A 20811-nucleotide genomic window follows, 5' to 3' on the forward strand; every position below is an offset into this window, starting at 1 on the left:
GCGTAAGCACGGCCCGCCCTCACCGGCGGGCCGTCAACTGCATGTTTGCTTAGATCGTCGCAGATTTAAGCAAACATGCAGCAATTCAAAGTGCTACAGCGACCTTTGCGCGTCTTCAAGACGCGCGGCGCTGTAGCAAGGAGAACGACATGCGCCGAACCAAGGCCGATGCCGAGGCAACCCGAAAGAAGATCCTGAGCGCCGCCGAGCGCGTTTTTTACAAGAAGGGTGTCTCGGGCACGACCCTCGACGAGGTTGCCAGTGAAGCCGGCGTGACGCGCGGCGCCATCTACTGGCACTTCGCCAACAAGACCGATCTTTTCCTGGCGCTCTACGATGCGGTGCCTTTGCCGCAGGAAGACATGATCGCGCGTGAGATCGAGACGGAGACCTCCGACACGCTGGCCATCGTCGAGGAAGCGACCGGCGACTGGCTCGAAATGCTTGCCGTCGACGAGCAGCGGCAGCGCATTCTCGCGATCATGCTCCGGTGCGACTACGACAATGAAATGTCCGCTGTGCTCGACCGCCAGAAGGAAATGAAGGAGCGACACACCGCCATGCTCGAACTCGCCTTTGCTCGCGCTCTTGAGCGCGGGCAATTACGGGACAACTGGACGCCGACATCCGCCGTCCGCACGTTGCACTGGATGATGACGGGCCTCTGTACCGAATGGCTGCTCTTCGGCCGCCGTTTCGATCTCGCAGCCGAGGGCCGCGACGCGCTCAGGCGCCTCTTCGACAGCTTCCGGCAGACGCTTCCCGCCCCGTCTGCCGCCTGAAGCGCACAGAAAGCTCACGCCGCCAGCATGCTTGCCACGGCGCCTACGAGATCCTGCTGGGTTGCCGGCTTGTTGACCACCACCGCGCCGTTGCATTTCCGTTCCATCACGTCGGGCAGAGCCTGTCCGCTGTAGAACAGGAAGGGAATGCCGCGCTCGGCAAGCATGTCGCTGACATCCTCGGTCGTCCCGTCACCAAGGCGTATATCGAGCACGGCAAGCGAAAGCGGCTCGCTTCTTGCCGCATCCAGGGCAGCTTCCAGCGTCATGCATGGCCCGACGATGTCGGCGCCTGCGTCGCGAAAGGCATTTTCCATATCGAGCGCTATCAAAATCTCGTCCTCGGCGACCAGAATTCTGGCGCCGGCAAGAGGCAGGTTCTGATCAGCGTTGCGCTCCATCGTGCGGGCTCTCCGGGAGCTTGATCTCGATCGTGCAGACGACTCCGTCCGGCCGGAAATCGCGGTGAACCGTCGCTCCGGGCAGGCCATTTTCGATCAGCACGCCGCCGAAGCCTTGCTCGGCCGGCGGTTCGACCGGCGGACCATCGCGTTCCTCCCAGGTAACAGCCAGCCGCCGGTCATTGTTCCCCACTTTCCAACTGAGGCTGACCTGACCGTTCGCCGCGGCGAAAGCGCCGTATTTGGCCGCGTTGGTGGCAAGCTCGTGAAGGACCAGACCGAAGGGCGTGGCAATATCTGGCGGCAACATCACCGGATCGCCCTCTATCTGCAGCCTGCGCTTGTCGGTGCCCGCGTAGGCCGCGAGCTGGCTGAGCGCCAGGGCGCCAAGCTCGGCGCCGCTCCATTCCGAATCGACGAGAAGCTTGTGAGCGCTCGCCAAGGCATCGAGGCGCCCTTCGAATCGCTCGACGAAGTCCTCGCTCGAATGGGTGGTGCGCAGCGTCTGCCGCGCCAAGGACTGCACGACGGCGAGCGTGTTCTTCACGCGATGGCTCAATTCGTTGAGCAACAGCTGCCGGCGGCGCTCCCAGCGTTTGCGATCGCTTATATCGCGCGTGCTTTCGAGAACCAGCCGCCGATCGCCCAGCGGCACGAGCTCGATCTGGCTCTCCACCGTCAAGACCTGGCCGTCCTTCGTCGTGTGATGCAACTCGCCGCTCCAACGGCCGGTCTCGACGAGCGTCCGCCTGAGTTTCTCGAACGACGAACCGGGTACCGTGGTCTTGAGCAGGTTTTCCTTCTGCTTTCCGAGCGCTTCCTCACGCGAATAGCCGTAGAGCTCCTCGCTGCCGCGGTTCCACTGCTTGATGCCGTCGTCGAAATCCCAAACGAAGATCGGCGAGCGCGAAAGCTCCACAAGCCGCGTTTCCTGATCGAGACGCTGTGCGCTCTCCTTCGCCACCACCTCGGCATGCCGACGCTCGGTAATGTCGACGAAGGTCACCACAACGCCATCGATCTTGTCGTCTATGGTGCGATAGGGACGCATGCGCACCAGATACCAGCCGTCACGACGGCTCTTGACCTCCCGTTCGATCGGCGTGAGGTGTTCCAGGACCGAATCCGCGTCTTCTGCCAAACCCTCATATTCGAGTTGGTGGGTGAAGTCGGTGATCGGCCGCCCCTCGTCGTTCATCGTGACGTTGAAGATTTCCATCAGGCGCGGGGTGAAGCGCTTGATGCGCAGCGAAGGATTGAGAAAGAGCGTCGCGACATCGGTTGCCGCCATCAGGTTCTGCAGGTCGCTGTGGGCGCGCGACACGCTCTCCAGCTTCAGCTTGAGCTCGTTGTTGACGGTTTGCAGTTCCTCGTTGATCGACTGCAGTTCCTCCTTGCTCGTCTCGAGCTCTTCCGCCGTCGAACGATACTCCTCGTTCATCGACTGGAGTTCCTCGTTGGCGGCGCGCAGTTCCTCGTTGGCGGCTTCCGACTCTTCCCTCGTGACGCGAAGCCGATTCTGCGCGAGCTGCAGTTCCTCCTGCAATTGCCGAATGGTCTGGTTCGTCGCCGGGCGCCCATCGAGCGTCTCGGAGGTCGCCTCTTCCGACTTGTCGACCGCCTCGCCTTCGATGAACAGCACCAGAGCGTGGCGCGTCGGGTCACTCCCCTGCAGAACCGGTTTGACTTGCAAGTAGACGCGGTGCGGCTGCCCGTCGAGTTCTGCGAGGATCGGCATGCTCAACGTTGCCTCGTTGCGCTCGAAGGCGCGATGCAGGGCCGCCCGGAGATCGAAGCGGAACTCCTCGCGCACGAGGTCCGTCGCGTCCGTGCTGACCGGCCCGCCCGAGGGCCTCAGGAAGCGGCCCGCATTCTCGGATAGATGGATGGCCCGATGGCTTTCATCGATGAGCATGCTGGGCGGCGCGATCTTCTCGAGCATCTGGCGATGCAGGGCCGCATCGCTGACGCTGCTGGCCAGCGATTGCGGCCGCGCGAGTACCGGTGCTCTCTCTGCTGCCTGGTTCGGTCCGAGCAGCACGGGCAGCGCCGGGCGCCGCTCGCCTGTTCCCGCCACGGATCGGTAGATACGCGCCTCGCGATCCACAGTGCGGAAAAGCCCTGCGGGATGGTCGGCGCTTTCCGACGAACCGAGGAACAGGACGCCGCCCGGATTGAGTGCATAGTGGAAGGTGCTGCAAACCTGCTGCTGGAGCTGTCGGTCGAGATAGATCAGCAGGTTGCGGCAGGAAATCATGTCGAGATGCGAAAAGGGCGGGTCTCTCAGCAGGCTGTGGCTCGCGAACAGCACCACGTCGCGCAGTTCGCGGCGCACGCGGTAGTGTTCACCCTCCCGCTGGAAGAACCGACGCAGGCGTTCCTCCGACAGATCGCTTTCAATCGTTGCGGGATACCGCCCCTCACGTGCTATCGCGAGCGCGCCGACGTCGAGATCGGAGCCGAAGACCTGGATTTCCGGCGCGAGATCACGACGCGCCGCCTCCTCGAGCAGAAGGATGCCGATCGTGTACGTCTCCTCGCCGGTAGCGCAGCCGGGCACCCAGACCCGGATGCTGTCGCCCGCCGCATCGCCGTTGAACAGTTGCGGGATGACGTTTTCGGCCAATGACTTGAACGCTGCCGGATCGCGAAAGAAGGTCGTGACCGAAATCAGGAAGTCGCTGAAGAGCGCCTGCGCCTCCTCCACGTTGTCGCGCAGATAGGCGTAATACTCCGGAAGTGATTCCTTCCTGGTCACCTGCGCGCGCCTGCTGATGCGGCGCAGGATCGTCGCTCGCTTGTATTGCGAGAAATCGTGCCCCGTTCGGACGCGGACATGGGCCAGGATCCGGCCGAGCGTATCCTCGTCGTTCGTACGTATAAGGGGCGAGACCGGGTTGGCGGGGCTCGCGAGAAGCTCCGTCAGTTGATCGGTGAGTTCGCGAATCGGCAGGACGAAATCTGCAACCTCGGTGGCGATGGCACTGCGGGGCATGGAGGCGTATTCCGCCTCGCTCGGGTCCTGGACCAGCACGATGCCGCCCGCCTCCTTGATCGCCTTGACGCCGATCGCGCCGTCCGCGCCTGCACCGGTGAGAACGATCGCGAATCCGCTACCCTGCTGCTCGGCAAGCGAGCGAAAAAACAGATCGATCGGCGCGCGATGCGCCCGCGGTTCCTCGAAGGGAAGCGCCGCGATGGTGCCGTCGGCAATCTTCAGCCGACGGTTCGGCGCAATCACATAGACGTGATTGCCTTCCAGCCGGGCTTCGTCATCCACCTGTATGACCGGCATTTGCGTTCGCGAGGCCAGAATGCTCGCGAGCTCGCTCCTGGCATCCGGATCGAGATGAACGATGACGACGAAAGCCGCGTCGGTGTCGCTCGGAATGCTGGCAAAGAAGGTCTGGAGTGCCTGAACGCCCCCTGCCGAAGCTCCGATTCCGACAATCGGCGGATCTGATTGCTGGTCCATGCTCTGCCTCCCTGCCACGTCGTTGGGCGGCCGCGAGCGCTGTTCAGGCGCGTTGAGTCTCAGGATTCTTGGCGAAACATAGCCGCCGAAGAGGCGGACATTTTACACCGAACCCGACATTCCGGCCTAGCGATCTTATAGCAGGCGATGTTCCGGGGCCAAGAGCGCGCCGCCGGGGATTTTCCTTTATTCTCCGCCCCCTAGTCACCGTCTTGCTCAAAGCGCCCCGCAGGAACGGCCCCCGGTGCCGCGTCGAACTTATCGGGTTGCGGCGCGTTGTAGGTGGAACGGAGATGTCATGGGCCACCGCGACGTAATAGCCATCGGGGGGTCGATGGGAGGGGTCGGCGCAGTGAAGCATCTGCTTCGCGATCTTCCTTCCGACTTTCCTGCCGTCCTTTTTGTCGTCATCCATGTCGGCGTGCGTGGAAACGACCTGCTCGCTGATGTCCTCGGCCAAGGCGCCCCCCTGCCTGTCACCACCGCGATCGACGGCGAGCGCGTGCATGTTGCCCCCGCGGACCACCATATGCTCGTCATCGACGACGTCGTCAGGCTGGGTCGTGGCCCACGCGAAAACCTGTCCCGGCCGGCCATCGATCCGCTGTTTCGCTCCGTCGGAGCAAGTTACGGATCGCGGGCAATCGCGGTCGTTCTGACCGGAATGCTGAATGACGGGGCGGCCGGTCTTGCCGACGCGAAGCGGTGCGGCGGCGTAACCGTCGTGCAGAACCCGACCGACGCGGCCGCGTCTGACATGCCGATTGGCGCTTTGAAGGCCACGGATGTCGATTATCGCGCTCCGCTCGCGGACGTGGCGGCGCTGCTTCGCCAGCTTACGAGCGAGGAGGCCGATCCGCCGGTGGCGGTCCCGCCCGATGTTAGACTGGAAATCGACATCGCCCTCGGCCGGCAGATCGACTCGGCCACCTTGGCGGAAATCGCCGAGGTCGTGCCACTCTCGTGCCCGGCCTGCGGCGGCGTGCTGTCACAGATCAAGGCGGGGCCGCCCCTGCGGTTCCGGTGCCAGGTCGGGCATGCCTACACGTCCGAGACGCTGGCGGCCGAGTCGGAGGGTGCTGTCGACGAGGCGATGAGGGTCGCGCTTCGGATCATCGAAGAAAGGGTGACGCTCAGCGAAAAGATGGCGGACGACGCCCGCCGCAACGGTCTCGGCGCGGCTGCCGCGGCGAACGGGCGACGGGCCGAAGAGGGACGGCAGCATGCCGAAACTCTCCGCCGTGCCATTCTCGGCAAGTCCGAAGGCGCGGCCGCCGAAAAAGTCGAGGATGCGGAGTAGGTAACTTTAACCCCTCCCCAACCCCTCCCCACGGGTGGGAGGGGCTAACCCGGGCCGCGCCGTCTTACCTTTATGCTCGATCCTTGCGCCTGACGCGAGGATTGCCGCGGGCTCTGAAGCCCCTCCCCCTTGTGGGGAGGGCAAATTGCGCTGGCCGCCAGCGTTAATGGGCCTCGTCCCAGTTCTGCGCAGCACGCGCATCGACCTTCAGCGGCACCCGCATGTCGAGCGCCGGCATGGCGGCATTCTCCATCACCGACACGATCACCGGCAGGGTGCGCTCGATTTCGCCTTCCTCGACCTCGAAGATCAGTTCGTCATGCACCTGAAGGAGCATGCGGGCGGAAAGCTTCGCCTCCTCGAGCGCCGGCTCCATCTTGACCATGGCGCGGCGGATGATGTCGGCGGCCGATCCCTGGATCGGCGCGTTGATCGAGGCGCGCTCGTTGAAGGCGCGCATCGACGGGTTGGAGGAGCGGATGTCGGGATAATGGGCGCGGCGGCCGAAGATCGTCTCGACATAACCGTGCTCGCGGGCAAAGGCCTTGGTGTTCTCCATGTAGTCGCGGATGCCCGGGAAGCGCTCGAAATAGCGCTTGATATAGTCGCCCGCCTCCGAGCGCTCGATCGACAGCTGGTTGGCAAGGCCGAAGGCCGAGATGCCGTAGATTATGCCGAAATTGATCGCCTTGGCGCGCCGGCGGATCTCGCTCGGCATGCCTTCTACCGGCACCCCGAACATCTCCGACGCGGTCATTGCATGGATGTCGACGCCGTCGGCGAAGGCCTGGCGGAGCTGCGGGATGTCGGCGACGTGGGCGAGTACCCGCAGCTCGATCTGGCTGTAGTCTGCCGAGACCAGTTTGTGGCCCGGCGTTGCGATGAAGGCGGTGCGGATCTTGCGGCCTTCGGCGGTCCTCACCGGAATGTTCTGCAGGTTCGGCTCGGAGGAGGAAAGCCGCCCCGTCGTGGTGGCGGCGAGCGCGTAGCAGGTGTGGACGCGCCTGGTTTCCGGATGGACGAAGCCCGGGAGGGCGTCCGTATAGGTGGATTTGAGCTTGGTCAGCTGGCGCCAGTCGACGATCTTGCGCGGCAGCTCGTGGCCGACGGCGGCGAGATCCTCGAGCACCGAAGCGGAGGTCGACCATTGCCCGGTTTTCGTCTTCGTGCCGCCGGGGAAGCCCATCTTGCCGAACAGGATGTCGCCGAGCTGCTTCGGCGAGCCGATGGTGAAGGTCTCGCCGGCCAGCCGATAGATCTCGTCCTCGAGTGCGGCGGCCCCCTGCGCCAGCTCGCCGGAGAGGCGCGAGAGGATCTGCCGGTCGACGGTGATGCCGCGCTCCTCCATGTGCGCCAGGACGGCGATCAGCGGCCTTTCGAGCCGCTCGTAGACGCGCGTCAGCCCCTTGGCGGCAAGCCGCGGCTTCAACACGTGCCAGAGGCGGAGCGTGACGTCGGCATCCTCGGCGGCATAGGCGGTCGCCCTGTCGATGTCGACGAAATCGAAGCTCACCGACGCCTTGCCGGTGCCGGCAACGTCCTTGTAGGGAATCGGCACATGGCCGAGCCAGCGCTCGGCGAGCGAATCCATGCCGTGGGCGCCATTGCCGGCATCGACCACATAGGACATCAGCATCGTGTCGTCGAAGCTCTCAAGCGTGATGCCGTGCCGCTTCATGACGAGATAGTCGTATTTCAGGTTCTGGGCGACCTTGAGCACGGACGGGTCTTCCAGCAGGTCCTTTAGCCGGCTCACGGCTTCGCGCACCGGTATCTGGTTTTCCACGAGCCCGCCGCCCAGAAGGTCGCCTACGCCGTTCTTATGAATCAGCGGCACATAGGCGGCGCGGATGGCGCCGCCCAACGGATTGCCGCCGTAATCGGCAATCGCCAGCGAGAAGCCGACCAGGTCCGCCCGCATCGGGTCGAGTGAGTTCGTCTCCGTATCGAAGCCGAAAACGCCTGCCTCGCGCGCATCGGCGATCCATCGGTCGAGGGTCTCGATATCGCGGATCGTCACATAGGCCGAATGGTCGAACGGAGCCTTGGCAAAGAATTCGGCGCGCATCTGCGCGAGCTCCTGTGGTGTCGCGCCAGTGGCGTCCGCGTCGTCTCTACCGGTGAGAAAGGAAACGGCCGCCTTGGCGGCATTGCCGCGCGGCGGCGCGGCGCTCGACGACGCCTGCGTCGGCGGCGGACCGGCGGCCTCGCCGACGTCGAGATCGGGCCCGTGCGCTTGAGCACCCCATTCCACCGGGACATGGGCCGGCTCGATCGTCTCCGCATCGGTATCGGTCGCCGCCGCCACGCGGCGCGTCAAAGTGTTGAACTCCATCGTCTTCAGGAAGGCGATGAGCTTCGGTCCGTCCTGCGAATCGAGCCGCAGATCCTCGAGCGGCACATCGAGCGGCGTATTCTTATCCAGCTTCACCAGTTCGCGCGACAGGCGCGCCATGTCGGCATTGGCGATGATCGCCTCGCGCCTCTTCTGCTGCTTGACCTCGCCGGCCCGGGCAAGCAGCGTATCGAGATCGCCGTATTCCTCCAGGAGTTGCGCCGCGGTCTTCGGGCCGATGCCTGGAATGCCGGGCACGTTGTCGGTCGAATCGCCGGTCATCGCCTGGAGATCGATCATCTTCTCGGGCGGCACGCCCCATTTCTCGATCACGTCGGGAATGGCGATCTGCTTGTCCTTCATGCTGTCGTACATCGTCACATTGGACGTGACCAGCTGCATGAGGTCCTTGTCGGAGGAAACGATGGTGACGCCTGCGCCTACCTCTTCGGCAAGCCGCGCATAGGTGGCGATCAGGTCGTCGGCCTCATAGCCCTCCTTCTCGATGCAGGGCAGGTTGAAGGCGCGGGTGGCGTGACGGATCAGCCCGAATTGCGGGATCAGGTCTTCGGGCGGCGCTGTGCGGTTCGCCTTGTACTGGTCGTAGAGCCCGTTGCGGAAGGTCTTCGAGGAATAGTCGAAGATCACCGCGAAATGCGTCGGCGTCACGCCGACCGAGGTGTCGCGCGCATCGGTCAAAAGCTTCCAGAGCATGTTGCAGAAGCCGGCGACCGCATTGACCGGAAGCCCGTCCGACTTGCGGTTGAGCGGCGGGATGGCGTGGAACGCCCGGAAGATGAAGCCCGAGCCGTCGACGAGGAAGAGATGATCACCGTTTTTCATGCGGCAATGGATAGCGCGGGGGGAGGCAAAGGTCCATCGCGGTTTTGATTGCAAAGATCGGCCGCAGTGCCCATTTCCATCAGCCATTCCGGCCGTCCGGGCAGAACATTTCGGCGGGGGAGCGCCTCACGGAAACGTTACGCATTTGTAATGTGCGAGTCCGTCGGACAATCCTTGAAAAGCCACATTTGAATCCTCAAATCAGGGTGAGCGGCACTTAAACGATGCCGTCGTCTGGTGATTGGCCTGTCCCCCGCCCGCACCAGATGTGGACAAAGGCCTCATCCCCCTCTCCGGGCCTTTGTCCCGCTTTCACGAAACCGCTACGGCGCCGCCTCCGCGCCGTGGCGGTTTTTGTTTGAATCAAGATCCACTCCATCGCCTGCTTTGTAACTTGTCTTCATCCCGATTCGGGCCTACGCATGGGCATGGCCTTCAACCGTGCGGACTCTGCGACCTATCTGGCCAGCCTGCTGGCAAGAAGCTTCTCGCGCGCCCTGCAGGAGCGGGCGCACAAGCTCGGCTTCGCCCCGGGGCAGTTTCCGATCCTGCTGGAATTGTGGGCCGAGGACGGGCTGACGCAGAAGCAGCTTCTTGACCGTCTCGACATCGAACAGGCGACCATGGCCAATACGCTCGCCCGCATGGAGCGCGACGGCCTCGTCTTCCGGCGCAAGCATCCGAGCGACCGGCGCTCGCAGCAGATCTTCCTGACGGAACGGGCCCGGGGCATGGAGGCGGCGGCGAAGGAGGCGGCCGTCGCGGCGGAGCAGTCGCTGCTCGCCGGTTTTCGGCGCTTCGAGAAGGAGCTCATGCTCGAATACATGCGCATGGCGCTGGCCAATGCGGCGCGCAGCGGCGACCCCTGCTGAGCGCCATCCTGACTCTCTGTCGTGCATCAGAAGATTTCGCTTAAAGCCGCCTCCATTCGATTCTAGTTTCGCCGGCGAAACCCACACAAGGATTCGCATTGATGGCAGATATCACCCCTGTGCTCGAGCGCGCCGACGCAAACCTTCCCCAAAGCCTCGAGCGGCTTTTCGACCTCGTCCGCATCCAGTCCATTTCCACCGACCCGGCTTTCAGGGCCGAGTGCCGCAAGGCGGCCGAATGGTTGGCGGCTGAACTCAAAGCCCTCGGCTTCGAAGCCTCGGTGCGCGACACGCCCGGCCATCCGATGGTGGTCGCCCATCATGCCGCCGAAAAGGCGAGCGCGCCGCACCTGCTCTTTTACGGCCATTACGACGTCCAGCCCGTCGATCCCCTGAACCTCTGGGACGCCCCTCCCTTCGAACCGGGAATCAAGGAACTCGAACCTGGCCGCCAGGTGATCACTGGCCGCGGCACCTCCGACGACAAGGGGCAGCTGATGACCTTCGTCGAGGCGGTGCGCGCCTATAAGGAGACGCATGGGGTGCTCCCCTGCCGCATCACCATACTCTTCGAAGGGGAAGAGGAGTCCGGCTCGCCGTCGCTGAAGCCCTTCCTCGAAGCGAATGCCGCCGAGCTCAAGGCCGACTATGCGCTGATCTGCGACACCGGCATGTGGGACCGCGAAACGCCGGCGATCTCGGCGGGGCTGCGTGGCCTCGTCGGCGAGGAGATCATCGTCAAGGCTGCGGACCGCGACCTGCATTCCGGCCTTTTCGGCGGCGCGGCAGCAAATCCGATCCACATCCTCGCCGACATTCTGGCCGGGCTTCACGACGAGACCGGCCGCGTCACGCTCGACAACTTCTACGACGGCGTCGAGGAGACGCCGAGCGAGATCAAGGCGAGTTGGGAGACGCTCGGCCGGACGGCCGAGAAATTCCTCGGCGAAGTGGGACTTTCGATCCCCTCCGGCGAAAAGGGACGCTCGGTACTGGAACTGACCTGGGCACGCCCCACGGCGGAGATCAACGGCATTACCGGCGGCTATACCGGCGAAGGCTTCAAGACGGTGATCGCCGCGCAAGCCTCCGCCAAAGTCTCCTTCCGCCTCGTCGGCAACCAGGACCCGGCGAAGGTCCGCGAGAGCTTCCGCGCCTATGTCCGCACGAAAATTCCGGCGGACTGCTCGGTCGAGTTCCACCCCCATGGTGCTTCGCCGGCTATTCATCTGCCCTATGATTCGGCGCTTCTCACCACCGCAAAGGCGGCGCTCTCGGCAGAATGGCCGAAGCCGGCGATCGTCATCGGCATGGGCGGTTCGATCCCGATCGTCGGCGATTTCCAGAAGATGCTCGGCATGGAATCGCTGCTCGTCGGATTCGCCCTTGCCGACGACCGCATCCACTCGCCCAACGAGAAATACGAGCTCACATCCTTCCACAAGGGCATCCGTTCCTGGATCCGCATCCTCGACGCGCTTGCCGGTTGATCCCACAGCAGTCAGCCGCTGCGGAGGTTCGCGGCGGCTCACCCTCAATAGAGGACATCCGAGCGGATATCCGGCCAGTGCTGCTTGACCTCACCGCCTCGGAATGCTTCCCTTTTTGAAACGCACAGAATGGGAATGGGCTGTTGGCAAGGGTGAGTATCGAGGCATCGCGTCTCAGGCGCGATTCTTTCTGCAACGGCGGATATGGCCGCCCGGGCGACACCCTCCATAGCTGGACAAGCCTCGGTCGATACGTCGCCCTGGCGCCAGCATGACACGGCTAAAGGCATATTTCTGGCCGGCTGTCGGGCTGGCGGCGATCGTCTTTTCGGTGCGCGCGCTGATTCATGAATTGCGCGGACTGTCACTGAGCGAGTTCGTCGCAAGCTTCCAGGCCATTTCCTTCACCAGTTGGCTGCTGGCCATGGGCTCGACGCTCGTCGCCTATGCGGCGCTTGCCGCCTATGACAAGCTGGCGCTCGACCATCTCGGCCACCGCATTTCGATCTGGTTCATCACGCTCTGCTCGTTCACGACCTACGCACTCTCGCACAATCTCGGAGCCTCGGTGTTTTCCGGCGCCGTGGTGCGCTATCGCGCCTATCGCTCGAAGGGACTGACGCCCGGCGAGATCGGCATTCTCGTCGCCTTCTGCTCCTTCACCTTCACGCTCGGCACGCTGATGCTCTCGGCCATCGTGCTGCTTGCCAAGCCGGATATCATCGAGCGATTTGCCGAGGTGCTGCCGATCGAGATGTCGCTGACGACGGGCGGCCTGCTCCTGACGTTTATCTGCCTCTACATTCTTGGAAGTCTGGTTGGCCTTCGGCCCCTGCGCACCCGATGGTTCCAGCTTCATTACCCGCGGCCCTCGATCGTCGTGAGGCAATTGGTCATCGCCCCCGTCGAGCTTATCGGCGCCGCCGGCATCATCTATTTCGCGCTGCCGGAGGCGGGCAATCCCGGCTTTATCGTCGTTCTCGGCATCTTCCTCGCCTCCTTCTCGGCAGCGTTGCTGTCCCACGCCCCGGGCGGGCTCGGCGTGCTCGAACTCGTCTTCATCGCCGCACTGCCGGAGATGGATCCGGCCGACGTGCTGGCGGCGCTGGCGATCTTCCGGCTGCTTTACCTGCTGATCCCCTTCGTGTTGGCGCTCGTCGTCATCTTCGTCTTCGAGCATTCGCGCTTCCTGGAGCAGCGCGACGCGAAGGGGTCGTAGACGTAAAGACTTCCCCCTCATCCGGCCTGCCGGCCACCTTCTCCCCGCGGGCGGGGCGAAGGGGCGGTGCCGCACCGGCCTAAGTCCCCTCTCCCCGTTTTTACGGGGAGAGGGCTAGTCCTCGGGTTAAACCCGAGGAGAGGGGCAATCAACTGCCAAGCACTAAGGCACGTTGCACTCTCCCGGAATCGCTTTGTCTACCGGTCCCTCCGCCTCATCGAGGCGCGCCGTCTCGATCTGATAGGGGGTGAACGGCGGCACCTGCAGCGACGGGTTGATGATTCTCGCGACATAGCAGCCGGAAAAGAAGCGGACCCTGCCTTCCTGTTCGACGGACTCGATCGCCACCGGCACGGCCGCGTAAATGCTTCCGGCGGCACCCTCGGACACCACCTTGCCGATCCGAACCTCGACCGATTCGGTCTTCGCGTAGCCATCGGCAAAGGCCTTGAACTCGCCGACCGGCTTTTTGTCGCCGAAATAGGCATAGGCTCTCGCATATTCCTTGCGGTTGATCGCGTTGTAGAGCGAGCGAACGAGCGCCGTGCCGTCGGAACGGTCGTCGATGTAAGGGGTGGATTCCTGCGCCAGGCCCGCGACGCTCGACGCCGACAGGGCTGCCAATGTCAGGATTATCGAGCCGATCCTCATTCGTCTCCCCTTTCGAGCTGATGATCGAGGCCGGCGCGAATCGCCGGCCAGGCGTCCGAACGATCGAGCACGATGACGACGATTTTGCGTTGAACCGATGAAATACGTCAGCCTGGCGGCAGTCCAGCCTTGCGTCTCGCGACGACGCGCTCGCGCCAGACGGTGAAGATCCCCGCCACCACCACCAGCAGCGAGCCGATGATCATGTTGGCCGTCAGGGTCTCGCCGAAGATCGTCACACCCATGATCGAGGCGAAGACGAGCTGCAGATAGGTGAGCGGCTGCACGGCGACGGCATCGAGCAGGTCATAGGCGCGAATGAGAAAATAATGGCTCAGGCTGCCGGTGATGCAGAGGAGGATCATCCACACCCAGTCCGGGCCCGACAGCGTCGCCCAGAAGAACGGGCCGACGAGGCTGATCGCCGCCGCGCCGACGACGCCCGTATAGAAGAAGCTCGTCATAGCCGAATCATCGCGGCTGACGAGCCGTGTCGTGATGGCATAGACGGCGAACATCAGCGCCCCGGCAAGCGGCAGGAGAAAGTCGACCTCGAAAGTGCCCTCGCCAGGTTTCAGGATCAACAGCACGCCGACGAGCCCCGCGGTGATCGCCGACCAGCGGCGCCAACCGACGCGCTCGCCGAGAAGCGGCATCGACAGCAGCGCCACGAAGATCGGCGTCGCCGCCAGGATCGCCTGCGAATGAGCAAGCCCGACGACGGTGAAGGCAGTGATGACGACGACGATCTGAGCGGGAAGCAGCACGCCGCGCAGCACCTGAAGCAGCGGCCTTTTCGTCACCGCGGTGGCGCTGAGCCCCGCCGGCGACCGCCAGGCCAGCGCCGTGGCGAAGGCGGCAAAGGCCCAGTAGCGGATCATCGCCACGAAGACCGGCGGGTAGTGGGCGCCGAGATGCTTGGAAAGCCCGTCCTGGATCGAGAAGATGACGATCGCCAGGAGCGCGAAGACGTAGCCGTTTGCCTTGGATCTCATGCGCTCGTCGATACACGCGTCCAGCGGCCAAGACCACGACTTTCTCGGGCGGCTCGCCAGAGCTGCGAGAAGCGGGTGAGTTGACAGAAAAAGACCCCGAGCCGGGAGGAGGTGGCGTCGGGGTCTTCGAACTCGGCCGGTTCCTGGGAGGAGGAGTGAAACCGACCCGCATCGGGCGCCGCGGGAGGAGGTGCAGCGCATCGATGAGGATGATCATAAGTCATTCCGGCTGATTTAATACTGCCAATGTTGCATCGCAGCATTGCAGCCGGTGCAAGGCGGTATCCGCCCGCTGGACGGGTCCGCAGCGGAGAGCCTTAAAAGGTCAAGGTTTTGAACCCACTTGGTTTTTCCACAATCCGCTTCTTAACTCCCCCTTAAATTGCCGCATTTACAGTCGACGGATCGGCACGGCGGGCGGGCAGAGGTCCGGTCCGCTGCGAAGAATGCGCCGCCGGCAGCGCTTGGAGCGATGGTGAACCGGCTCAGCTCAAGGGGCGTACCTACCGGACATGGCGAGCAGAAAATCAGGGCAGCGGATCGAACCTTCCTTCGGCGGCGACTACGATGACGACGACGCTCTGCGCGTCGATGCCAGCGATCGCGTCAGCGGTGCCGGACGCAAGGCCAAGCGCGCCCGGCCGAGCGGCAAAAGCGGGCGCGAGACGCGTAACCGGCGCAGCCGCGGCGGGTCCGGCGGCGGCTTCTTCGGTCTGGTGCGGCGGCTTGCCTATTGGTGCGTCGTGCTCGGCATCTGGGGGGCGATCGGCGTCGGCGGGCTGGTGCTCTACTATGGCGCACGGATGCCCAGTGCCACGAGCTGGTCGATCCCCGAGCGTCCGCCGAACGTTAAGATCCTGGCGGTAAGCGGCGAGATCATCGCCAATCGGGGTGCGACCGGCGGCGAGGCGCTGGCGCTCGAGGACATGTCCCCCTACATCCCGCAGGCGGTGATCGCCATCGAGGACCGCCGGTTCTATTCGCACTTCGGCGTCGACCCGCTGGGGCTGGCGCGCGCCATGCTGACCAACCTGATGAGCCGGCGCATGGTCCAGGGCGGCTCGACGCTGACGCAGCAGCTCGCCAAGAACCTGTTCCTCTCGCCGGAGCGCACGCTCGAGCGAAAGGTGCAGGAGGTGCTGCTCGCCTTCTGGCTGGAGCAGAAATACACCAAAGACCAGATCCTGGCGATGTATCTCAACCGCGTCTTCTTCGGCTCCAATGCCTATGGCGTCGAGGCGGCGTCGCGACGCTACTTCAACAAGTCGGCGCGCGACGTCAATCTCGGCGAGGCGGCGGTGCTCGCCGGCCTGTTGAAGGCGCCGTCGCGGCTTTCGCCGGCGCGCGACCCTGAGGCCGCCGAGGCGCGCGCCCAGGTGGTGCTCGGTGCCATGCGCGAGGAAGGCTACATCACCGACGCCGAGATCAAGACCGCGATGTCGCAGACGCCGACCAGGGCCAAGAGCTTCTGGTCGGGAGCCGAGCACTATGTCGCCGACATGGTGATGGACCAGCTCCCCGGCATGATCGGCGAGATCAAACAGGACCTGATCGTCGACACGACGATCGACCTGACGCTCGAGAAGAAGGCCGAAGAGGTCATCGCCGCGACCCTCGACGAGGAGGGCGGCAAGCTCAACGCCTCGCAGGCGGCCCTCGTGTCGATCGACGGCACCGGCGCGATCCGGGCGCTGGTCGGCGGCCGGGACTATGCCGAGAGCCAGTTCGACCGCGCCTCGAAGGCGAAGCGCCAGCCGGGCTCCGCCTTCAAGCCCTTCGTCTATGCGGCGGCGCTCGAAATCGGCCGCACCCCAATGTCGGTGCGCAACGACGCGCCGGTCCGGATCGGCAACTGGACCCCGGAGAACTACGACCAGAAATATCGCGGCGAGGTGACGCTCGCCGATGCGCTGGCCAATTCCCTGAACACGATTGCCGCTGGGCTCGTCATGGAGGTGGGGCCGCAAAACGTCGTCAAGCTCGCGCATCGGCTGGGGATCGATTCCGAGATGCAGGCGAACGCGTCGATCGCGCTCGGCACGTCCGAGGTCACGCTCGTCGAGCTCACCTCCTCCTATGCGCCCTTCATGAACGGCGGCTTCAAGGCGACGCCGCATGTCATCCGCCGCATCTCCACCGCCGACGGCACGGTGCTCTACGAGAACACCTATGACAACCCGCCGCGGGTGCTCGATCCGGCGATCGTCAGCGAGATGAACCGGATGATGGTGGGCGTCCTGACGAACGGCACCGGCAAGAAGGCGCGCCTGCCGGACTGGGAAGCGGCCGGCAAGACCGGCACGACGCAATCCTTCCGCGACGCGCTCTTCGTCGGCTATACGTCCAACCTGACGACCGGCGTCTGGTTCGGCAATGACGACGGCAAGTCGATGAAGAAGGTCACCGGCGGCGGGCTGCCGGCCAAGGCCTGGCACGACTTCATGGTCGCCGCGCATGAAGGGCTTTCGCCCTCGCCGCTCTTCGGCACGACCGGCGTCCAGCCGGTCTTCGACGAGGCTACCCCGGTCGCCGGCGGCGAGACCCTGCCCGACGGCTTCGGTGATCCCGCAGCCTTCCCGGAACGGCCGGCAGCAATGGACGGTGCGGTCGCCGTCGACCAGACCCGCCCGACCGGAGAGCCGACGGGCGGCCCGATCCCACCGGCGGGCGTCGGCGAGACGACCGGCGCCACCCGCCGCACCACGCTTTTTGAACTCTTGACCGGCGGCTGAGTGCGGCACCGCCATCGGCAGGCCGACGGCGGCCGATGCGGGCGCACGCGTCGCGCGCACCGGCTGCCCTCTTGGAAGCAGGGAAAGGCGGCTTGCATTTGGCTCTGCTTGCCCCGCAGAATGCCTTGCAGTCCGAAACGCCGGTCCTTATATACGCCGCATCGACGTAGCCTGCCGGCTGCGATCAAATCCAAAGAGCATCCCGTTAGGGGCTGTCCATGAATGCCTGACCGGGTTCCGACAGTCCGCTGCAAGGAGAGAACGACATGGCTAAAGTTATTGGTATTGACCTGGGAACGACCAACTCCTGCGTCGCCGTAATGGACGGCAAGGACGCGAAGGTAATCGAAAACGCCGAAGGCGCGCGCACGACCCCGTCGATGGTGGCCTTCTCCGACGACGGCGAACGTCTCGTCGGCCAGCCGGCCAAGCGCCAGGCCGTCACCAATCCGGAAAACACCCTTTTTGCGATCAAGCGCCTGATCGGCCGCACCTTCGAGGACCCGACCACTCAGAAGGACAAGGGGATGGTCCCCTACAAGATCGTCAAGGCCGACAACGGCGACGCCTGGGTCGAGGCACATGGCAAGAGCTATTCCCCGTCGCAGATCTCCGCAATGATCCTTCAGAAGATGAAGGAAACGGCCGAATCCTATCTTGGTGAGAAGGTCGAGAAGGCCGTCATCACCGTCCCGGCCTACTTCAACGACGCCCAGCGCCAGGCAACCAAGGATGCCGGCAAGATCGCCGGCCTCGACGTGCTGCGCATCATCAACGAGCCGACCGCGGCCGCGCTCGCCTACGGCCTCGACAAGAAGGAAGGCAAGACGATCGCCGTCTACGACCTCGGCGGCGGCACGTTCGATATTTCCGTGCTGGAAATCGGCGACGGCGTCTTCGAGGTGAAGTCCACCAACGGCGACACCTTCCTTGGCGGCGAAGACTTCGACATGCGTCTCGTCGAGTATCTGGCTGCCGAGTTCAAGAAGGAGCAGGGCATCGACCTCAAGAACGACAAGCTTGCGCTGCAGCGCCTCAAGGAGGCTGCCGAAAAGGCGAAGATCGAGCTGTCGTCCTCGCAGCAGACCGAGATCAACCTGCCGTTCATCACGGCCGATGCTTCCGGTCCGAAGCACCTGACGATGAAACTGTCGCGCTCCAAGTTCGAGAGCCTCGTCGAGGATCTGATCCAGAAGACCATCGCGCCCTGCAAGGCAGCGCTCAAGGATGCCGGCGTTTCGGCTGCCGAGATCGACGAGGTCGTTCTCGTCGGCGGCATGACGCGCATGCCGAAGGTCCAGGAAACCGTGAAGCAGCTGTTCGGCAAGGAGCCGCACAAGGGCGTCAACCCGGATGAAGTCGTCGCCATGGGCGCCGCCATCCAGGCCGGCGTGCTGCAGGGCGACGTCAAGGACGTCCTGCTCCTCGACGTGACGCCGCTGTCGCTCGGCATCGAAACGCTCGGCGGCGTCTTCACCCGCCTGATCGAGCGCAACACGACGATCCCGACCAAGAAGAGCCAGGTCTTCTCGACGGCCGACGACAACCAGTCCGCCGTGACGATCCGCGTTTCCCAGGGCGAGCGCGAAATGGCGGCCGACAACAAGCTGCTCGGCCAGTTCGACCTGGTCGGCATTCCGCCGGCACCGCGCGGCATGCCGCAGATCGAAGTGACCTTCGACATCGACGCCAACGGCATCGTGCAGGTTTCCGCGAAGGACAAGGGCACCGGCAAGGAGCACCAGATCCGCATCCAGGCCTCCGGCGGTCTCTCCGACGCGGACATCGAGAAAATGGTCAAGGACGCTGAAGCCAATGCCGAGGCCGACAAGAAGCGCCGTGAAGCAGTCGAGGCCAAGAACCAGGCCGAGAGCCTGATCCATTCTTCGGAGAAGTCGCTGAAGGAATACGGCGACAAGGTCTCGGAGACGGATCGCAAGGCGATCAGCGACGCGATCGCGGCACTGAAGACCGCCGTCGAAGCATCCGAGCCGGACGCCGAGGACATCAAGGCCAAGACCAACACGCTCATGGAGGTTTCCATGAAGCTCGGCCAGGCGATCTATGAAGCCCAGCAAGCCGAAGCAGCGCATGCGGATGCGGCCGCCGACGCCAAGCGCGACGGCGACGATGTCGTCGATGCCGACTATGAGGAAGTCAAGGACGAGGACGACCGCAAACGGTCGGCATAAGGTTCGTCGATGGAGTAAGCGAAGCCCGGGATCGCTCCCGGGCTTTTCTGTTGCCGCGGCCTTCGACACCGTCGGGCGGCGCTCATTCAGAAGGATGATGCACGGGCAAGTGGCGGGAAGTGGTGCGAGAAGGCCATTATTCCGACAAAAAGCACTCTGTCGACCGACTTGGCTATGGTATCGCGCTTCAAGGTTTACTAAATCCTGTGGCAAGATAATCAGGCAGGGTCGGATCCTTCGCGCTGGCAAGCCTTGTCAACTGGACAATCTTTGAAGCATGAAACGTGATCTTTACGAAACGCTTGGCGTTGCACGAACCGCGGACGAGAAGGAGCTGAAGAGCGCCTTCCGCAAACTGGCGATGCAATATCACCCGGACCGCAATCCCGGGGACCAGGAAGCGGAAAAGTCGTTCAAGGAAATCAACCAGGCCTATGAGACGCTGAAGGACCCGCAGAAGCGCGCCGCCTACGACCGGTACGGCCACGCGGCCTTCGAGCAGGGCGGCATGGGAGCCGGCTTCGGCAACGGTTTTGCGGGCGGCGGCGCCGGCGGCTTCTCCGACATTTTCGAAGACATCTTCGGCGAGATGATGGGTGGCGGCCGCCAGCGCCGTTCGTCCGGCGGACGCGAACGCGGTGCGGACCTTCGCTACAACATGGAGATCACCCTCGAGGAGGCCTATTCCGGCAAGACGGCACAGATCCGCGTGCCGACATCGGTCACCTGCGACGTCTGCACGGGCTCAGGCGCCAAGCCGGGCACCAGCCCGAAGACCTGCGCCACCTGCCAGGGCTCCGGCCGCATCCGCGCCGCCCAGGGCTTCTTCTCGATCGAACGCACCTGCCCCACCTGCGGCGGGCGCGGCCAGACGATCACCGATCCCTGCACCAAATGCCATGGCCAGGGCCGCGTCACCGAGGAACGCACGCTGTCGGTCAACATCCCGGCCGGTATCGAGGACGGTACCCGCATCCGCCTCTCCGGCGAGGGCGAAGCCGGCTTGCGCGGTGGTCCCGCGGGCGACCTCTACATCTTCCTGTCGGTCAAGCCGCATGAGTTCTACCAGCGCGACGGCGCCGACCTCTATTGCAGCGTACCGATCTCGATGACGACGGCGGCGCTCGGCGGCAAGTTCGACGTCACCACGCTGGACGGCACGAAATCGCGCGTCACCGTGCCGGAGGGCACCCAGGCCGGCAAGCAGTTCCGGCTGAAGGGCAAGGGCATGCCGGTGCTGCGCTCCAGCCAGATGGGCGATCTCTACATCCAGATCCAGATCGAGACGCCGCAGAAGCTCACCAAGCGGCAGCGCGAGCTCTTGCAGGAATTCGAGCAGATCTCCTCCAAGGAGAACAATCCGCAATCGACGGGCTTCTTCTCCCGCATGAAGGATTTCTTCGATACGTTGAGCGATTAGTTCGCCTCTCACTGCCCTCCACCCCAGCCCGCGACGGGGGCAGGAGACTGGGGCGGTGCGGCATCACCCTTCTCCCTGCCCGGCGACCGCCCGGCGGGGAGAAG

At 64.1% G+C, this 20811-nt stretch carries 13 protein-coding genes; 8 read left to right on the plus strand and 5 right to left on the minus strand.

Annotation, left to right across the window (positions count from 1 at the left end):
* Positions 1-149: 149 nt before the first annotated feature.
* On the plus strand, positions 150-782 hold the full coding sequence (locus AU381_RS11110) for a TetR family transcriptional regulator (protein ID WP_064241749.1): 633 nt from the start codon (positions 150-152) through the stop codon (positions 780-782).
* A 14-nt stretch (positions 783-796) separates the two neighbouring features.
* Here the strand turns inward: AU381_RS11110 and AU381_RS11115 are convergent, their stop codons facing one another.
* Positions 797-1183 carry a response regulator gene (locus AU381_RS11115; RefSeq protein ID WP_064241750.1) on the minus strand — a complete coding sequence of 129 codons (387 nt, stop codon included), beginning with the start codon at positions 1181-1183 and terminating at the stop codon, positions 797-799.
* Positions 1167-4658, minus strand: a complete 3492-nt coding sequence (locus tag AU381_RS11120) for a chemotaxis protein CheB (RefSeq protein ID WP_064241751.1) — start codon at positions 4656-4658, stop codon at positions 1167-1169. The genes AU381_RS11115 and AU381_RS11120 overlap by 17 nt, the downstream gene beginning before the upstream one ends.
* Positions 4659-4956: 298 nt before the next feature.
* Between AU381_RS11120 and AU381_RS11125 the strand changes: the two genes are divergently transcribed.
* Positions 4957-5958 carry a chemotaxis protein CheB gene (locus AU381_RS11125; RefSeq protein WP_064241752.1) on the plus strand — a complete coding sequence of 334 codons (1002 nt, stop codon included), beginning with the start codon at positions 4957-4959 and terminating at the stop codon, positions 5956-5958.
* A 163-nt stretch (positions 5959-6121) separates the two neighbouring features.
* Here the strand turns inward: AU381_RS11125 and polA are convergent, their stop codons facing one another.
* Positions 6122-9136, minus strand: a complete 3015-nt coding sequence (polA, locus tag AU381_RS11130) for a DNA polymerase I (RefSeq protein ID WP_064241753.1) — start codon at positions 9134-9136, stop codon at positions 6122-6124.
* Between the two features lie 428 nt (positions 9137-9564).
* On the opposite strand from polA, the gene AU381_RS11135 reads away from it, so the two are divergent.
* The 3 genes from AU381_RS11135 to AU381_RS11145 all read left to right on the plus strand — a co-directional run bounded on the left by AU381_RS11135 (position 9565) and on the right by AU381_RS11145 (position 12717).
* Positions 9565-10008: a MarR family winged helix-turn-helix transcriptional regulator gene (locus tag AU381_RS11135; protein WP_064241754.1), complete on the plus strand. Its 444-nt coding sequence runs from the start codon at positions 9565-9567 to the stop codon at positions 10006-10008.
* 98 nt (positions 10009-10106) lie between these two features.
* On the plus strand, positions 10107-11498 hold the full coding sequence (locus tag AU381_RS11140) for a M20/M25/M40 family metallo-hydrolase (RefSeq protein WP_082909800.1): 1392 nt from the start codon (positions 10107-10109) through the stop codon (positions 11496-11498).
* 271 nt (positions 11499-11769) lie between these two features.
* A complete protein-coding gene (locus AU381_RS11145) occupies positions 11770-12717 on the plus strand; it encodes a lysylphosphatidylglycerol synthase transmembrane domain-containing protein (RefSeq protein WP_064241756.1) in 948 nt (315 codons plus the stop codon).
* A 162-nt stretch (positions 12718-12879) separates the two neighbouring features.
* Here AU381_RS11145 and AU381_RS11150 read toward each other — a convergent pair whose 3' ends face one another.
* Together AU381_RS11150 and AU381_RS11155 are read right to left on the minus strand one after the other, a co-directional pair.
* Complete coding sequence (locus tag AU381_RS11150) at positions 12880-13368, minus strand: hypothetical protein (protein WP_064241757.1); 489 nt, start codon at positions 13366-13368, stop codon at positions 12880-12882.
* A gap of 107 nt (positions 13369-13475) precedes the next feature.
* Entirely contained in the window at positions 13476-14363 is an 888-nt protein-coding gene (locus tag AU381_RS11155; protein ID WP_064241758.1) for a DMT family transporter, read from the minus strand.
* A gap of 512 nt (positions 14364-14875) precedes the next feature.
* Here AU381_RS11155 and AU381_RS11160 point away from each other — a divergent pair.
* The 3 genes from AU381_RS11160 to dnaJ all read left to right on the plus strand — a co-directional run bounded on the left by AU381_RS11160 (position 14876) and on the right by dnaJ (position 20707).
* The gene (locus AU381_RS11160; RefSeq protein ID WP_064241759.1) at positions 14876-17095 is read left to right on the plus strand and encodes a transglycosylase domain-containing protein; all 2220 of its coding nucleotides are present in this window, start codon (positions 14876-14878) and stop codon (positions 17093-17095) included.
* Between the two features lie 266 nt (positions 17096-17361).
* Positions 17362-19287: a molecular chaperone DnaK gene (gene dnaK / locus AU381_RS11165; RefSeq protein ID WP_064241760.1), complete on the plus strand. Its 1926-nt coding sequence runs from the start codon at positions 17362-17364 to the stop codon at positions 19285-19287.
* A gap of 277 nt (positions 19288-19564) precedes the next feature.
* Positions 19565-20707 carry a molecular chaperone DnaJ gene (gene dnaJ, locus AU381_RS11170; RefSeq protein WP_064241761.1) on the plus strand — a complete coding sequence of 381 codons (1143 nt, stop codon included), beginning with the start codon at positions 19565-19567 and terminating at the stop codon, positions 20705-20707.
* Positions 20708-20811 lie beyond the last annotated feature (104 nt).

This window comes from Sinorhizobium glycinis, from assembly GCF_001651865.1.
Lineage (GTDB): Bacteria > Pseudomonadota > Alphaproteobacteria > Rhizobiales > Rhizobiaceae > Sinorhizobium > Sinorhizobium glycinis.

What these genes read in the sequence shown, in the direction of transcription:
- AU381_RS11110 (WP_064241749.1), top strand. Translation starts at nt 150, where the DNA reads ATGCGCCGAACCAAGGCCGATGCCGAGGCAACCCGAAAGAAGATCCTG.
- AU381_RS11115 (WP_064241750.1), bottom strand. Translation starts at nt 1,183, where the DNA reads ATGGAGCGCAACGCTGATCAGAACCTGCCTCTTGCCGGCGCCAGAATT.
- AU381_RS11120 (WP_064241751.1), bottom strand. Translation starts at nt 4,658, where the DNA reads ATGGACCAGCAATCAGATCCGCCGATTGTCGGAATCGGAGCTTCGGCA.
- AU381_RS11125 (WP_064241752.1), top strand. Translation starts at nt 4,957, where the DNA reads ATGGGCCACCGCGACGTAATAGCCATCGGGGGGTCGATGGGAGGGGTC.
- polA (WP_064241753.1), bottom strand. Translation starts at nt 9,136, where the DNA reads ATGAAAAACGGTGATCATCTCTTCCTCGTCGACGGCTCGGGCTTCATC.
- AU381_RS11135 (WP_064241754.1), top strand. Translation starts at nt 9,565, where the DNA reads ATGGCCTTCAACCGTGCGGACTCTGCGACCTATCTGGCCAGCCTGCTG.
- AU381_RS11145 (WP_064241756.1), top strand. Translation starts at nt 11,770, where the DNA reads ATGACACGGCTAAAGGCATATTTCTGGCCGGCTGTCGGGCTGGCGGCG.
- AU381_RS11150 (WP_064241757.1), bottom strand. Translation starts at nt 13,368, where the DNA reads ATGAGGATCGGCTCGATAATCCTGACATTGGCAGCCCTGTCGGCGTCG.
- AU381_RS11155 (WP_064241758.1), bottom strand. Translation starts at nt 14,363, where the DNA reads ATGAGATCCAAGGCAAACGGCTACGTCTTCGCGCTCCTGGCGATCGTC.
- AU381_RS11160 (WP_064241759.1), top strand. Translation starts at nt 14,876, where the DNA reads ATGGCGAGCAGAAAATCAGGGCAGCGGATCGAACCTTCCTTCGGCGGC.
- dnaK (WP_064241760.1), top strand. Translation starts at nt 17,362, where the DNA reads ATGGCTAAAGTTATTGGTATTGACCTGGGAACGACCAACTCCTGCGTC.
- dnaJ (WP_064241761.1), top strand. Translation starts at nt 19,565, where the DNA reads ATGAAACGTGATCTTTACGAAACGCTTGGCGTTGCACGAACCGCGGAC.